General features: G+C 70.3%; 12 protein-coding genes. 6 read left to right on the top strand and 6 right to left on the bottom strand.

All coding sequences use genetic code 11. The features are described 5' to 3' along the window. Positions 1 to 78 precede the first annotated feature (78 nt). Positions 79 to 669 (top strand): TetR/AcrR family transcriptional regulator, encoded by a 591-nt coding sequence (locus AB0I66_RS33485; RefSeq protein WP_363211749.1) that lies wholly within the window; start codon positions 79 to 81, stop codon positions 667 to 669. A 105-nt stretch (positions 670 to 774) separates the two neighbouring features. Continuing rightward, complete coding sequence (locus AB0I66_RS33480; RefSeq protein WP_363211748.1) at positions 775 to 3,012, top strand: MMPL family transporter; 2,238 nt, start codon at positions 775 to 777, stop codon at positions 3,010 to 3,012. A gap of 4 nt (positions 3,013 to 3,016) precedes the next feature. Here the strand turns inward: AB0I66_RS33480 and AB0I66_RS33475 are convergent, their stop codons facing one another. After that, positions 3,017 to 3,370 (bottom strand): SsgA family sporulation/cell division regulator, encoded by a 354-nt coding sequence (locus AB0I66_RS33475; RefSeq protein ID WP_363211747.1) that lies wholly within the window; start codon positions 3,368 to 3,370, stop codon positions 3,017 to 3,019. A gap of 204 nt (positions 3,371 to 3,574) precedes the next feature. Between AB0I66_RS33475 and AB0I66_RS33470 the strand changes: the two genes are divergently transcribed. From AB0I66_RS33470 to AB0I66_RS33455, 4 genes are read left to right on the top strand one after another with little or no spacing between them, the layout of a single operon-like run. Further along, complete coding sequence (locus tag AB0I66_RS33470; RefSeq protein ID WP_363211746.1) at positions 3,575 to 4,642, top strand: energy-coupling factor ABC transporter permease; 1,068 nt, start codon at positions 3,575 to 3,577, stop codon at positions 4,640 to 4,642. A 1-nt stretch (position 4,643) separates the two neighbouring features. Next, a complete protein-coding gene (gene cbiQ, locus AB0I66_RS33465; RefSeq protein ID WP_363211745.1) occupies positions 4,644 to 5,405 on the top strand; it encodes a cobalt ECF transporter T component CbiQ in 762 nt (253 codons plus the stop codon). Continuing rightward, positions 5,393 to 6,157 (top strand): ABC transporter ATP-binding protein, encoded by a 765-nt coding sequence (locus AB0I66_RS33460; RefSeq protein WP_363211743.1) that lies wholly within the window; start codon positions 5,393 to 5,395, stop codon positions 6,155 to 6,157. The genes cbiQ and AB0I66_RS33460 overlap by 13 nt, the downstream gene beginning before the upstream one ends. Before the next feature lie 35 nt (positions 6,158 to 6,192). After that, entirely contained in the window at positions 6,193 to 7,422 is a 1,230-nt protein-coding gene (locus tag AB0I66_RS33455; protein WP_363211742.1) for a serine hydrolase domain-containing protein, read from the top strand. 1,338 nt (positions 7,423 to 8,760) lie between these two features. Here the strand turns inward: AB0I66_RS33455 and AB0I66_RS33450 are convergent. The 5 genes from AB0I66_RS33450 to AB0I66_RS33430 all read right to left on the bottom strand — a co-directional run bounded on the left by AB0I66_RS33450 (position 8,761) and on the right by AB0I66_RS33430 (position 15,541). Beyond that, positions 8,761 to 9,612, bottom strand: coding sequence for a DMT family transporter (locus AB0I66_RS33450; RefSeq protein WP_363211741.1), 852 nt, complete (start codon positions 9,610 to 9,612; stop codon positions 8,761 to 8,763). Next, on the bottom strand, positions 9,609 to 10,106 hold the full coding sequence (locus tag AB0I66_RS33445; RefSeq protein WP_363211740.1) for a YbaK/EbsC family protein: 498 nt from the start codon (positions 10,104 to 10,106) through the stop codon (positions 9,609 to 9,611). The genes AB0I66_RS33450 and AB0I66_RS33445 overlap by 4 nt, the downstream gene beginning before the upstream one ends. 91 nt (positions 10,107 to 10,197) lie before the next feature. After that, a complete protein-coding gene (locus AB0I66_RS33440) occupies positions 10,198 to 11,841 on the bottom strand; it encodes a penicillin-binding transpeptidase domain-containing protein (RefSeq protein WP_363211975.1) in 1,644 nt (547 codons plus the stop codon). Positions 11,842 to 12,025: 184 nt separating this feature from the next. Beyond that, positions 12,026 to 13,657, bottom strand: coding sequence for a penicillin-binding transpeptidase domain-containing protein (locus AB0I66_RS33435; protein WP_363211739.1), 1,632 nt, complete (start codon positions 13,655 to 13,657; stop codon positions 12,026 to 12,028). A gap of 135 nt (positions 13,658 to 13,792) precedes the next feature. After that, positions 13,793 to 15,541, bottom strand: coding sequence for a phospholipid carrier-dependent glycosyltransferase (locus AB0I66_RS33430; protein WP_363211737.1), 1,749 nt, complete (start codon positions 15,539 to 15,541; stop codon positions 13,793 to 13,795). Positions 15,542 to 15,563: the final 22 nt, after the last annotated feature.

The following is a 15,563-nucleotide window of genomic DNA, read 5'->3' as shown; positions in this document are numbered from 1 at the left end:
ACGAAACGGTTTCGTTTCGTTAAGCCCGCGGGTACAGTCATGGCGTACGGAACGAATGCGACGAGGGGCGGAGGGATCATGGCTGAGGCGGCAACGGTGCGGCGCAGTCGGATCACACCCGAGCGTGAGGCCGAGCTCTACGCGGCCGCGCTCGACCTGCTCCGCGAAGTCGGGTACGAGGCGCTCACCATGGACGCCATCGCGGCCCGCACGAAATCCAGCAAGGCCACCCTCTACCGCCAGTGGGGGAGCAAGCCCGAGCTGATCGCCAGGGCGCTGCGGCACAACAAGCCGGTGTCCATCGAGGACATCGACACCGGTTCCCTGCGCGGCGACCTCCTGGAGACCGTCGAGCGTTCGGACGACTGCCAGATGGAGCGGGACGCCGCGCTGATGCGGAGCCTGTTCCACGTCATCCACGGAAATCCCGAACTCCACCACGCGCTGCGGCAGGTGCTCATCGAGCCGGAGATCACCGGTTTGAACGCGCTGCTGCGCAGGGCCGTGGAGCGCGGCGAAGTGTCCCCGGACAACCCCGCGCTGGGCTTCGTCATCCACATGATGGTGGGCGGTTTCGTCGCCCGTGACCTGATCGAGGAGCGCACGGTCGACCGTGAGTTCCTCCGTTCCTACATCAACGCCGTGATCCTCCCCGCTCTCGGCGTCTGACCCAGCCCCCTCACCGGACCACCTCTACCTGACGCGACCGCTCACGTCGTCGGGCTGATCCCCCCTGCCCTGTAGACACCACGACCTGACCGGGAGTACGCCCCCGTGGCCACTTTCCTGTACAAACTGGGCCGACTCGCCTTCAGGCGACGGCACTTCGTCGCCCTGATATGGGTGGCGCTCCTGACGCTCGCCGGAGTCGGCGCCGCGTCCGCGCCCACCGCGGCCTCCAGTTCCTTCTCCATCCCCGGCACGGAGGCCCAGAAGGCCTTCGACCTGCTCGAAGAGCGTGTGCCCGAAGCCAGTGCCGACGGCGCGAGCGCCCGGGTCGTCTTCAAGGCGCCGGACGGCGAGAAGGTCACCGACGCGGGCAACAAGGCCGAGATCGAGAAGACCGTCACCGCCCTCAAGTCCGGTTCGGACGAGGTCGCGAGGGCGGACAGTCCCTTCCGGACCAAGACGGTGAGCAAGGACGGGTCCACGGCGTACGCGTCGGTCTCGTACAAGGTCACCTCGATGGAGCTGACCGAGGACAGCCGTGAGGCGCTCGAGAAGACGACCGACCAGGCGCGGGAGTCCGGGCTCACGGTCGAGGTCGGCGGCGACGCGCTGCAGGCGATGCCCGAGACCGGGGCCACCGAGATCATCGGCATCGCGGTCGCGGCCGTCGTCCTCGTCATCACCTTCGGTTCGCTGATCGCGGCGGGTCTGCCGCTGCTCACCGCGCTGATCGGCGTCGGCATCGGCGTCTCCTCGATCACCGCGCTCGCCAGCGCGCTCGACCTGGGGACGACCACCTCGACGCTCGCCATGATGATCGGCCTCGCGGTCGGCATCGACTACGCGCTCTTCATCGTCTCCCGTTACCGCGGTGAACTCGCCGACGGGCGGGACCGTGAGGAGGCCGCGGGCCGCGCCGTGGGCACCGCCGGTTCGGCCGTGGTCTTCGCCGGGCTCACCGTGGTCATCGCCCTTGTCGGCCTCGCCGTGGTGAACATCCCGATGCTCACCAAGATGGGCTTCGCGGCGGCCGGCACGGTGGTCATCGCCGTGCTCATCGCGCTCACCCTGATCCCGGCGCTGCTCGGCTACGCGGGCAAGAAGGTCAAGCCCACGGGCGAGAAGAGCAAGCTGCTCGGCGGCGGCAAGAAGGCGGCGGCCACCGAAGGTGTCACGGAGAAGAAGGACAACCTCGGCACGCGCTGGGCGCGCTTCGTCGTGCGCCGCCCGCTGACCGTCCTGCTGGTCGGCGTGATCGGCCTCGGTGCCGCCGCGCTGCCCGTGTCCTCCCTCGAACTGGGCCTCCCGGACGACGGCTCGCAGCCGACGTCCACGACCCAGCGCAAGGCGTACGACCTGGTCTCCGACGGATTCGGCCCCGGCTTCAACGGCCCGCTGATGACGGTCGCCGACCTCAAGGGCTCCGACGACCCGAAGGCCGCGGCGGGGGAGATCCAGAAGACGATCTCCAAGCTCGACGACGTCCTCTCGGTCGCCCCGCCGATGATCAACAAGGCGGGCGACACGGCGATCATCAGCGTCGTCCCGTCCTCGAAGCCCAGCGGCATCGAGACCGAGAACCTCGTGCACGCGATCCGTGACGCGGGCGCCGACATCAAGTCCGACACCGGTGCGAGCGTCATGGTCACCGGCACGACGGCCATGAACATCGACGTCTCCCAGAAGCTGAACGACGCGCTGCTGCCCTACCTGGCCCTGGTCGTCGGCCTCGCCTTCCTCCTCCTGATCGTCGTCTTCCGCTCCATCCTGGTCCCGCTCAAGGCGGCCCTCGGCTTCCTGCTCTCGGTCCTCGCGGCCCTGGGCGCGGTCGTCGCGGTCTTCCAGTGGGGCTGGCTCGGCTCGCTCTTCGGCGTGGAGCAGACCGGCCCGATCATGTCGATGATGCCGATCTTCATGGTGGGCGTCGTCTTCGGCCTCGCGATGGACTACGAGGTGTTCCTCGTGACGCGCATGCGCGAGGCGTACGTCCACGGGGAGCGGCCCGGCCAGGCGATCGTGACCGGCTTCCGGCACGGGGCGAGGGTGGTCTCGGCAGCCGCCGTGATCATGATCGCGGTCTTCGCGGGATTCATCGGCTCGTCCGAGCAGATGGTGAAGATGATCGGCTTCGGCCTCGCGATCGCCGTCTTCTTCGACGCGTTCATCGTGCGCATGGCGCTGGTCCCGGCGGTGCTCGCGCTGCTCGGCAAGAAGGCGTGGTGGCTGCCGCGGTGGCTCGACCGGGCGCTGCCGAACGTGGACGTCGAGGGCGAGGCCCTGCGGGACGCCGATGAGGTGGCCGCCGGGCGCAATGGTGACGGCCGGGAGCTGGAGCGCGTCTGACGCGTCAGTGGGGCACGGGGGCGGCCGCGTAGGTGCGGCGCAGGAAGCGGATCAGTGCCGCTGCGTCGAACTGCACGACCGCCACCCCGTGCGCCGAGTGGAACTCCATGACCGTCTGGACCCGCCCACAGGGCCAGATGTGTACGTCGCCGCTGGTGGCCGGGGCCCGCAGGCCCTGTTCGAGCAGCTGCCTGGCGAAGGTCCACTCGTGGGAACCCCCGGGTGAACCAGGGAGGCCGATCCGCACCGAGAGCGGGTCGGCCTCCGGGTCGTACCGGAGGACGGCGGGGACGGCGAGCTGGTCGTCGGGGGAGTCCGTGACGACGTGGGCACGTGCGAACTGCTCTACTGCGGACATCGCCGAACTCCTCACCATCACGCACGCCGTCACGCGCTTTCTGCCCTCTAATGTCCCATATATTCCGATTCCTGCTCCAGGTGTGACCGGGATAACTGGGTAGTCACCGCTCTTGCAAACCGTTCGCAACAGAGCACTATCATTGAACGGTTCACGAGCGATCCGCTCTGCCTTCCTCTTCCTGTCCTGCCCAGGAGCGCGCGCATGCATGTCCCCGACGGATTCATCAACGCCCCCGTCTCCGCCGCCACCGGGGTCATCGCCGCCGGAGCGATCGCCGTCAGCCTCCGCGGCGCACGGCGCGAACTGGACGAGCGGACGGCGCCGCTCGCCGGGCTCGTGGCCGCGTTCATCTTCGCCGTGCAGATGCTGAATTTCCCGGTCGCGGCCGGGACCAGCGGACATCTGCTCGGCGGCGCGCTCGCGGCGATACTCGTCGGCCCCTATACGGGCGTCCTGTGCGTGTCCGTCGTCCTCCTGATGCAGGGCGTCCTCTTCGCCGACGGCGGCCTCACCGCGCTCGGCGTGAACATCACGGACATGGCCATCGTCACGACCGTCGTGGCCTATCTCACCTTCCGCGGCCTGGTGAAGGTGCTTCCGCGCACCCGCCGCTCCATCACCGCCTCCTCCTTCGTGGCCGCGCTGATCTCGGTGCCCGCCGCCGCGGTCGCCTTCACCTTCCTCTACGCGCTCGGCGGCACCACCGACGTCTCCATCGGCAAGGTCGCCACGGCCATGGTCGGCGTGCACGTCCTGATCGGCATCGGTGAGGCCGCCATCACCGCGCTCACCGTCGGCGCCGTCATCGCCGTACGCCCCGACCTCGTGTACGGCGCCCGCGGCCTGACCCAGAAGCTCAAGCTGCGGGTGGGCGGTGAGCTGGTCGACGCCCCCGACGCGGCCCCCGAGCCCGCTCCCGTCGCCGCCCGCTCGCACCGCAAGGTGTGGATCGCCGGCCTGGTCACCTCCCTCGTCCTCGCCGGCTTCGTCAGCTTCTACGCCTCCGCGAACCCCGACGGCCTGGAGAAGGTCGCGGCCGACAAGGGCATCGACAAGAAGGTCGAGGAGCACGCCACCTCGGACTCCCCGCTCGCCGACTACGGCGTCGAGGACATCACCGACACCCGCCTCTCCGGCGGCCTCGCCGGGGTGATCGGCGTCGGCGTCACCGTCGTCGCGGGCTCGGCGGTCTTCTGGGCGCTGCGCCGCCGCCGTACGACGGACACGGACCCGGCGTCCACGGCGGCCGTCTCCTCGGAGAACGCCTGACATGGGCGCGGGCCACGCCCACCGGCTCTACCGGCACGGCCACTCACCCGTCCACGCCCTGCCCCCGCACACCAAGCTGGCGGCGGTCTTCTGCTTCGTGGTCGTCGTGGTCTCCACGCCGCGCGAGGCGATGTGGGCGTTCGGCCTGTACGCGCTCCTGCTCGGCGCGGTGGCTTACGCGTCCCGCGTCCCCCTCCCCTTCCTCCTGAAGCGGCTGCTCATCGAGGTCCCGTTCGTGGCGTTCGCGGTGCTCATGCCGTTCGTGGCGGAGGGCGAGCGGGTCGAGGTGCTCGGCATGTCCCTGAGCGTGAACGGCCTCTGGGGCGCCTGGAACGTCCTGGCCAAAGGCACACTCGGCGTCGCGGCATCGGTCCTCCTCGCCTCGACCACCGAACTGCGCTCACTGCTCCTGGGCCTGCAGCGCCTGAAGCTGCCGCCGCTGCTCGTCCAGATCGCCTCGTTCATGATCCGCTACGGCGACGTGATCACGGACGAGATGCGCCGCATGAAGATCGCCCGTGAGTCACGCGGCTTCGAGGCGCGGGGCGTGCGGCAGTGGGGCGTCCTCGCGAAGTCCGCGGGGGCGCTCTTCATCCGCTCGTACGAGAGGGGCGAGCGGGTGCACCTGGCGATGGTCAGCCGGGGGTACGCCGGTTCGATGCCGGTGATCGACGAGGTCACCGCCTCCCGTGCACAGTGGACCTACGCCTTCGCCCTGCCGGGCGCCGCTCTTGTCGTCTGCCTGCTGGGATGGACCCTGTGACTGCCGCACCCTCGCTCGAAGTGGCCGGACTGGCCTTCGCCTACCCCGACGGGCACCAGGCGCTCTTCGGCGTCGACATGCGGATCGGCCGGGGTGAGCGGGTCGCGCTGCTCGGCCCGAACGGCGCGGGCAAGACGACGCTCGTCCTGCACCTGAACGGCATCCTGACGGGCGGCGCGGGCACGGTCACCGTCGCGGGACTCCCCGTGGGCAAGAAGCACATGGCCGAGATCAGGCGACGGGTCGGCATCGTCTTCCAGGACCCGGACGACCAGCTGTTCATGCCGACGGTGCGGGAGGACGTGGCGTTCGGCCCGGCGGCGGCGGGGATGCGCGGCCCTGAACTGGAGGCCAGGGTCGAGAAGGCCCTTGGTCAAGTCGGCATGGCGGAATTCGCGGACCGCCCGCCGCACCATCTTTCCTTCGGCCAGCGCAGGCGGGTCGCGGTGGCGACGGTCCTCGCGATGGAGCCGGAGATCCTGGTCCTCGACGAACCGTCCTCGAACCTGGACCCCGCCTCGCGCCGCGAACTCGCCGACATCCTCCGCTCGTTGGACGTGACGGTCCTGATGGTCACGCACGACCTGCCGTACGCCCTCGAACTGTGCCCCCGGGCCCTGATCCTGAGCGAGGGCGTGATCGCCGCGGACGGCCCGACGGGCGAGCTGCTCGCCGACGAGAGCTTGATGGCCGCGCACCGGCTCGAACTACCCTTCGGCTTCGATCCGAAGACGGCGAAGGTGAACCGGTAGGGAATCCACGGCTGCGGGCGGCTGTTGGGTGTGGCATGGACGTTGATGTGCACGGGTCAGTGGCCGAGGGCTTCGAGCCGGTGAGGGACGCCTTCGTACGGAACTTCACCGACCTCGGCGAGCAGGGCGCGGCGGTCGTGGTGTACCGCGACGGGCGGCCGGTCGTGGATCTGTGGGGCGGCACGAAGAACGTCGACGGGGGTGACGGGGGCGGCGGGGGCGGCGGGGCGTGGGAGCGGAGCACCGCGCAGATCGTCCGCTCGGCGACGAAGGGTGTGGCCGCCGCTGCTCTGCTCCTTCTGCATCAACGCGGTGAGCTGGACCTGGACGCTCCCGTCAGCTCCTACTGGCCGGAGTTCAAGGCGCAGGGCAAGGAGCGGGTGCTGGTCCGGCATGTTCTCGCGCACCGGGCGGGCGTTCCCGCGCTCGACCGGCCGTTGACGCCCGCGGAGGCGTTCGATCCCGATCTCGCCGCTGAGACGGTCGCGGCGCAGGCCCCGTTCTGGGAGCCGGGGGAGGGCCACGGGTATCACGCGCACACCTACGGCTGGCTGACCGGTGAGCTGGTGCGGCGGGTGACGGGGCGGTCCCTCGGGGAGTTCGTGTCCGCTGAGATCGCCGGGCCCCTGGGCCTTGGGCTGTGGGTGGGGCTTCCGTCGGCGGAGGCGGGGCGCGTGGGGCGGCTGGGCCGGATCGAGGCGGCCGGTGCCGCCGGGGGTCTCAGGGTGCGGCCCAAGCGGGACGTGGCGGAGGCCTACGCGGATCCCGCCTCGCTCACGCGGCGGGCGTTCGCCGCGATCACTCCGGAGCCGGACGAGAACGATCCCGCTTACCGGGCGGCTGTCCTCCCCGCGTCCAACGGCGTCGCCACGGCGGGCGGGTTGGCGCGCTTCTACGCCTCGCTCATCGGTTCAGTCGACGGCGCCGCACGCCTCTTCAGGCCCGACACGGTCGAACTGGCCCGCGCGGAGGCGTCATCGGGTCCCGACCGTGTCCTGATCGTGAACACCCGCTTCGGCCTCGGCTACATGCTGCATGGCGGTGCGTCGCCCCTCCTGGGCCCCGGCTCGTTCGGCCACCCCGGGCGCGGCGGCGCGCTGGGCTTCGCCGATCCGGAGTCGGGGGTGGCGTTCGGGTACGTGACCAACGGGATGAACAAGGGGGTTACGGCGGATCCGCGGGCGCAGGGGCTTGTACGGGCGTTGGCGGGGGCTTCGGTGGGGGCTGGGGGGCGGTCTGGGGCTTCGGCGGGCCTGGGGCGTTGATTCGTGCCGGGGCCATCCGGTGTCGCGAGGTTGGCGGTTGCGGGCCGGGAGTCAAGGGCGCTCCTGCGTCGCGTCGGCTGCGCCGATTCCGCTGCGCTCCACCCTTGACACCCGTCCCTCCACCGCGCGAGGGAAGACGACCGGACGGCCCCAGGGGCGGGACTCTCGGGGACTCCCGTGGGGTCGTGGGTCTCGCTGCCGGGCGCGGACCGGATCTTCCGGCGTGACCGTCACGGGCAGGGGCGCGCGGCCTCTCCGGGGGTGAGATGCCGGTCTCGTCAAGCGGCTGCGGACCGGTGAGTTGGGGGTGGTCGGCGGGATATGGGGGCGGGGGCGTCTTGGCCGAGCGAGCGGCTGATCGGCTACCGGAGAGTGGCGACCTGCGAATGGCGAATGGCGACCAGCGGGCTGTGTGTGGGGGGGCTGGCACCTACTTCGCAGAAGTTGTGTTTCGCAGTGCCGCGCGCCCCCTGTCTGCCAGAACACAACCTTCCCAAAGTAGGTCCCCACCCCCGGCGCCGGGCCGGGGCCCACAGCACGCATCGCACGCGGAATGCAAAGAAATCCCAGCAATCGCCCCCCAGAGGCCTTATCTCCGGGAGTTCATTGCATTCGGTTCCCGTCGGGAGGAGATCACCCGCAGACGCTTGACGAGCCCGACGCCCATCCCCGAACGGCCCAACGACCCAACGACCCAACCACCCAACGACCCAGGTACCCCATCACCATCACCATCACCATCACCATCACCCCCCAACTCTCTCCCCCCCGGGGCTCACCGCCAACTCTCTCCCGGCTCACCCCCAGATCACCCCCGACTCACCCCCAACTCACCGGTCCGCGCCCGCTTGACGAGAGCGTCACCCATTCCCGGCCGACCGCGCACCCCGTCCGCCGCCGGGTGCCCTGCGACGGACTGGTCCGCACCCGGCACGCACACCGCCCCCACCCACGGGAGTCCCCGAGAGTCCCGCCCCTGGGGCCGTCCGGTCGTCTTCCCTCGCGCGGTGGAGGGACGGGTGTCAAGGGTGGAGCGCAGCGGAATCGGCGCAGCCGACGCGTAGCGCAGCGAAGCGCCCTTGACTCCCGGCCCGGAACCGCCAACCTCGCGACACCGGATGGCCCCGGCACGAATCAACGCTTCAGGTCCGCCGGAGCTTCAGGTCCGCCGGAGCTTCAGGTCCGCCGGAGCTTCAGGTCCGCCGGAGCTTCAGGTCCGCCGAAGCCCCAGGCCCGCCGAAGCCCCAGGCCCGCCGAAGCCCCAGGCCGCCCCCCAGCCCCCGGGAGGCGCGAAATTCCGTTCCCCCTCCTACGCGATCCGGGGCTGACGGCCGACCCCTACCCCGCGTGCAGCATCAACCCGATCCCCGCCACCATCAGACCCGCCGCCACCAGCCTCGGCGCCCCGAACTTTTCCTTGAAGAAGACCGCGCCTATCGCCGCGCCCACGATGATCGAGGACTCGCGGAGTGCCGAGATGGGGGCCAGTTCTGCCTTTGTCTGGGCCCATAGGACCAGGCCGTACGCCGCCACGGAGAGGGCCGCGCCAAGTAGGCCCACCGCCGCGAACGGGCGTAGGCGGGCGACGAAAGCCCCGCGCCAGCGGTACGCCGCGTACAGCGGGATGGCCATGCCCTCCAGGATCATCAGCCACGCGATGTAGCCCATCGAGGAACCCGAGGCGCGGACGCCCAGGCCGTCCACCACCGTGTACGCCGCGATCGAGACGCCCGTGGCCAGCGCCGCGCCGATCGCCGCCCAGTCGGGGCGCCGGCCCGAGCCGCGTATGCCCCAGAGCGCCAACCCCGTCAGGCCCGCGCAGGAGACCGCGACTCCCCCCGCCTGCCAGCCGTCCGGGATCTCGCCCGCGAAGATGGCCGCCAAGACCGTGACCACCAGGGGCGCCGTGCCCCGTGCGATCGGGTACGCCTGGCCGAAGTCGCCCAGCTTGAATGACTTCATCAGCAGGGCGTAGTAGCCGATGTGGATCACCGCGGACAGCACCAGGTACGGCCATGCGCCTGCCGCCGGTATCGCCGCGAACGGGGCGATGAGTACGCCTATCAGTAGCCCACCACCGGATATCAGCGTAAAGCCGACCAGCTTGTCCGTGATGTGGTGCGCGATCGCGTTCCAGCTCGCGTGCGTGACGGCGGCAAGGAGCACCGCCGTCGCGACCAGCGGCGTCACTTGGCGGTCTCGCGCACGTCCACCAGGGTGCCGTTCGCGTGCTGGATCAGGTCTTTGGGCGCCATGGGGAAGACCGCGTACGGAGTGCCCGCCGCCGCCCACACCACGTCGTGGTTCAGGAGCGAGCGGTCGGCCAGGACCCGTGTCTTCGTCGCGTGGCCGAAGGGCGGCACGCCGCCGATCGCGTAACCCGTGGTCTCGCGGACGATGTCCGCCTTAGCGCGTGTCACCTTCGCCGCGCACAACTCCCACCGCACGCGCTCCAGATCCACCCGCGAGGCGCCGTCCATCAGGACCAGGACCGGGACGCCGTCCGCCGCGAAGATCAGGGACTTGCAGATCTGGCTCAGCTCGCAGCCGATGGCCGCCGCGGCCTCCTGGGCAGTGCGCGTTCCCTCCGGGAAGCTGCGGACCTCTGCGATCAGCTCGCCGAGGCCCAGCTGGTGCAGGGCCTCGGCGAAACGGGGATTGGCGCGGGAATCTGTTGCCGTCATGCGCCGCACGCTAGCGGTCCGTGTACCGGGCACGCGACCAGGTATCCGGATGACGGACAACCGGTCCCGCTCAGCGTGAGCGCGTGAGCGGCTACTTCGCAGCCAGGAACATCGCCCGCACCAGCGGCCCCGCGGAGTCGCCGCCGTGGCCGCCCTCCTGCACCACCGCGCCCGCCGCCAGATCACCGCGGTACGCCGTGAACCAGCCGTTGGGCTTCTTCTGGTTGTCGACCTCCGCGGAGCCCGTCTTCGCGCCCATGTCGGAGCCGAGTCCGGACATGGGTTTCACCGCGGTCCCGGCGACCGCCGTGTAGTGCATCAGGTCGCGCAGTGCCGATGCCGTCGCGCCCGACATCTTGCGCGGGGCCGTCGCGAGGGTGCGCTTGTCGACGTCCGGGGAGACCAGGTACGGCTGCTTGAACTCGCCCGACTTCACCGTGGCCGCCACCGACGCCATGTTCAGCGGGTTCATGCGGACGCCGCCCTGACCGATCAGCGACGCGCCCATCTGCGCGTCGCTCTGGACGGGGATCGCGCCGTCGAAGGTCGGGACGCCGATCGACCAGTTGTCGCGGCCGAGGCCGAAGACCTCCTGCGCCTGCTTGGTCAGGGAGTCGTTCTCCAGCTTCTTGGCCTGGCTGATGAAGGCCGTGTTGCAGGACCGGGCGAAGCTCGCGCGGAACGTGCCGTCCTTGATCTGGAACTTGTCGTCGTTCTGGAACTTCCAGCCGCCGTACGTCACGTACTTCGGGCAGGGGTGCTTCTTGTCGACTCCCGCGAGCTTCTTCTCCAGGAGGAGCGAGGAGGTGACGACCTTCATCGTCGAGCCGGGGGCCAGCGAGCCCTGGAAGGCGATGTTGAAGCCGGTCGGGTTCGAGTTGGCCGCCGCGAGGATCTCGCCCGTGCTCGGCTTCACCAGGACCACCGAGGCCTGCTTGCGCTTGCCCGTCTCCTTCTCCGCCGCCGCCTGGAGCGAGGCGTCGAAGGTGGTCTTCAGGGTGCCGGGAGTGCCGGGGGAGAGCGTCAGGAGCGTCTTGTCGGGCGTCGCCTTCGCGTCGTCCTTCGTCGTCGCCGACTTCTCGGCGTCCTTCGCGCTGTCCCCGCGCACGACCCGCAGCTCCACGCCCGCCTTGCCGCCGGCCTTGTCGCCGAACTTCTCGCGCAGGCTGTCGAGCACGGTGCCGAGGGAGGGGTACTTCGCCTTCGTCAGCTCGCCGCCGTCGCGGTCCACCGCCTTGATCGGCGGGTCCCCGGCCTCACCGGTGACCAGCCGGTCGCCGGCCTTCAGGTCCGGGTGCACGACGGAGGGCTGCCAGCCGACCAGCGTCTTGCCGTCGTGCTTTCTTCGTACGACCGTCAGCTCGGACTCGTACGCGAAGGGCTTGTTCGTTCCCTCGTACGAGACCGTGGAGGTGACCGAGAACGGCACCTTCGCGCCCGAGCGCTTGCCCGGCGTCAGCTTCACCTTCGTGAGGTGGGAGTCCTTGGCGTACGCGGTGAGGGCGGTCTTGGCCGTCGTCCGGTCGTCCGTGAGCGCCGCGGCCCCCGCGACGTCGCCCTTCTCCCACGCGGCAAGGAAGTCCCGCGTGGTGGCACGCACCTCGGAGGCAGTCGGCGGCCCCGCGGCCACCGGCTTCTCGTCGACCGTCGGTCCGTCGCCGGACGAGCCCCCGATCAGGCTGTACGCGGCGACGCCCACGCCGCACACGACCACGGCGGCCGCGCCGCCGAGCACACCAGGGTGCACCTTGGCGCTCTTGGCGCCCGATGTGCCCGTGATGTTCCTGATGCCCTTGCGCTCGCTGGCGCGCCCTCGCTTACCCACTGACCCTCCGCAGATCCCAGAACACAGAACCCCCAGGCTCTGCACCGGAAGGCCCCACACTAGGGGGCTTTCATGAAGCCCCCTACCAATCACCTCAACTGCCTGCGGCAAGCACCGCCGCCACGATAGGACCCGCCGCGTCGCCGCCGTGGCCGCCCCGCTCCACCACGGCCGCGGCCGCCGCGTCACCGCGGTATGCGGCGAACCAGCTGTTGGGCTTCTCCTGGCCCGCGACCTCCGCCGACCCCGTCTTCGCGCCGATGCTGCCGCTCAGCCCGGACATGGCGGGGGCGCCGGTGCCGCTGACCGCCGTGGCGTTCATCATCTGGCGCAGCTGCTGGACGGTGGACGCGGGCAGGCCGCGTGCCGTGGCCAGCTGCCGGTCGTCGAGGGACGGGTCCACGATCACCGGCTGCCGGAAGGCTCCCGTCATCGCGGTCGCCGTGACCGAGGCCATGTTGAGCGGGTTCAGCTGCACCTGGCCCTGGCCGATCATGTTCTGCGCGCGGTCGGGGCCGGGGGACGCGGGGACCGAGCCGTCCACCGTCCGGACGCCCACCTGCCAGTCGAGGCCGAGGCCGAAGCCGTTCTGCGCCTCCTCGGTGAGGGAGGAGTCCGTGACGCCGTCCTCGTCGACCAGCTTCACGAAGGCGGTGTTGCACGAGCGCGCGAAGCTGTCCGCCAGGGTCGCGTTCTCGTTCGGGGCGAGACCGGGGAGGTTCTGGATGGTGTTGCTCTGCCAGGTCGCGGTGTCCGGGCAGGGCGCGGGACCGCTCGCCTTCGTCACGCCCTTGTCGATGAGCATCGCCGCCGAGACGATCTTCATCGTCGAGCCCGGGGCCATCTTGCCCTCGAAGGCCGCGTTGAACTCGTCATTCCGGTTGTTCGCCACGGCCAGGACCTCGCCGGAGCTCGGCTGCACGGCGACCACGGAGGAGTCCGCGTGCCGGGTCACCGCCTTCTCGGCGGCGCGCTGCGCGGGCGCGCTCAGCGTCGTCTTCAGGTGGCCCGCCTTGCCCTTGGCGAGCGTGAGCAGCGTCTCGGTGCCCGCGTTCTCGTCGGCGTGCCGGACGTAGAGCTCGACGCCGGGTGTTCCGCCCGCCTTGTCGCCGTACTTCGCGCGCAGCTGGTCGAGGACCGGGCCGAGCGAGGGGTAGTCCTTCTTGTCCAGGACCGTGCCGTGCCGGTCGACGGCCTGGATGGGGGGCACGGCGGCCTCGCCGGTCTCCAGGGTGTCGTCCCTCTTCAGGTCCGGGTGCACGACCGAGGGGGTCCAGTCGACGAGTGCGCGCCCCGTGGTCTCGCCCCGCACGACGGTCAGTTCGGAGTCGTACGCGAGGGGCTTGGTCTTCCCCTTGTACGACACCGTCGCCTTGACCGAGAACGGCACGGTCGTGCCGGAGGCCTTGCCCGGCGTGAGCCGCACCTTCGTCAGATGGGCGTCGTCGTGGTAGCCGGTCAGGAGCGTCGAGGCCGCTTCCGCGTTGTTCGTGTGGGACGAGGCCTGCCTGGCGTCGCCCTTGGCCCACGCGGCGAGGAAGTCCTTCGCCGTCTCACTGACCTCGCCGCTCGTCGGCGGACCCGTCTTCACCGAGGCGGGACCCGCCCCCGGCGAACCGCCGCCCCCGGTCACGCCGTTCACCAAGTTGTACGCGCCGTACCCCGCGCCCCCGACCATGACGGCGAACACGCCGCCCACCAAAGTGACCTTTACCCCTTTGCGCATTCCGCGCCCCCTCCCCAGGAGCCCTCCCGAATGTGTGTCCGGAAGGGTGGTTCGAACAGAACCTTAAGCGGCGCAGGTGAAGAAGGAGGGAGCTGTTATCCGAAGGTGTCCTGGGTGCCCGCTACAACCAGATGTCTAGACCCACGTGTCCAGGAGCATGCGGGCCCGCCAGGAGTCGATCGGAATGGCCTGGCCGGTGTAAATGGGCCAGAACCAGATGAAGTTCCAGAGGATCAGGAGAACCAGGACGCCCGAGGCCGCGGCGCCCACCACCCGACGCCGCTCGCTCGAACCGGGCGGACCGAGGATCGCGCCGATCATCATCGCCACGGCCAGGCACAGGAACGGCACGAAGACGACGGCGTAGAAGAAGAAGATCGTCCGCTCCTGGTACATGAACCACGGCAGATAACCCGCCGCGATCCCGCACACGATCGCGCCCGCACGCCAGTCCCTGCGGAACACCCACCGCCACAGCACGTAGAGCAGCGCGAACGCCCCCGCCCACCACAGCATCGGCGTGCCGAGCGCGAGCACCTCGCGGGCGCACTTCTCCGCGGTGCCCGCGGGGCAGCCGTCCTTGCCGGGCAGCGGCGACTCGTAGAAGTACGAGACCGGGCGGCCGTCGACGATCCAGCTCCACGGGTTGGACTGGTAGGTGTGCGGCGAGGAGAGCCCCACGTGGAAGTCGTAGACCGCGTGTTCGTAGTGCCACAGGCTGCGCAGCCAGTCCGGCAAAAACGTCCAGGAGCCGCCCTTGCCGTCCGTCGCCGCCCAGTTGCGGTAGTAGCCGCCGGTGCCGTCGGTCGGGGAGAGGATCCAGCCGAGCCAGGACAGGACGTACACGCCGATCGCGACCGGCACCGTCGAGACGAACGCCGGGAACACGTCCCGCTTCAGGACCGCCCGGTAGGGACGCTCGGCGCCCGCGACGCGGCGGGCGCCCACGTCCCACAGGACGGTCAGCAAGCAGAAGAAGACCATGATGTAGAGGCCGTTCCACTTGGTGCCGAAGGCGAGACCCAGGCAGAGACCGGCCGCCCAGCGCCACGGACGCCACCCCAGGCGCAGCGTCTCGGCGACCCACGCGTCGGGACGGACCCGCCCGTCCTCGTCGGCCGGAAGGCCGGCCGCGAGCTTCGCGCGCGCCTTGTCCCGGTCGATCAGGAAGCAGCCGAACGCGGCGAGGACGAAGAACATCAGGACCTGGTCGAGCAGCGCGGTGCGGCTCATCACGAAGTGCAGCCCGTCCACCGCGAGCAGCCCGCCCGCCAGACAGCCCAGGAACGTCGAGCGGAACAGCCGCCGACCGATCCGGCACAGCATCAGGACCGACAGGGTGCCGAGCACCGCCGTCATGAAGCGCCAGCCGAACGGATCGAAGCCGAAGATCCACTCGCCGATGCCGATGACGTACTTGCCGACCGGCGGATGCACCACGTACGCCGCGTCCGTGGGGATCGCGATGTCCGATCCCTGCTTCAGGACGTCGGGATTGACCTTCTCGGGCCAGTTGACCTCGAAGCCCCGGTGGATCAGCGCCCAGGCGTCCTTGGCGTAATACGTCTCGTCGAATATCACGGCCTTCGGGCTGCCGAGATTCCAGAACCGGGTGATGCCCGCGACCAGCGTGATCAGCAGCGGGCCGATCCAGCCCGACCACCGGACCAGCAGGTCGGCGGAGCTCTTCTGCAGGCCGATCGTCGCCCACAGCCGCGGGCTCGGTTCGGTGTACGCGGGCACGAGCCGGGCCCGGACGTCGGCCGTGGGCTCGCCGGGCCGCGCCACGTAACCGAAGCGGCGCAGCCTGTGCTGCCACGACGGCTGCTGCTCCTCGGCTGCCTGGCCCTGGCGGGTGTCCGGGGAAGACGCGGTACTGGTCACCGCGCCATCGTAGGGAACCCGA

Source organism: Streptomyces sp. NPDC050439 (genome assembly GCF_040655335.1).
Lineage (GTDB): Bacteria > Actinomycetota > Actinomycetes > Streptomycetales > Streptomycetaceae > Streptomyces.
This window is presented reverse-complemented; position numbering and strand designations above follow the sequence as displayed.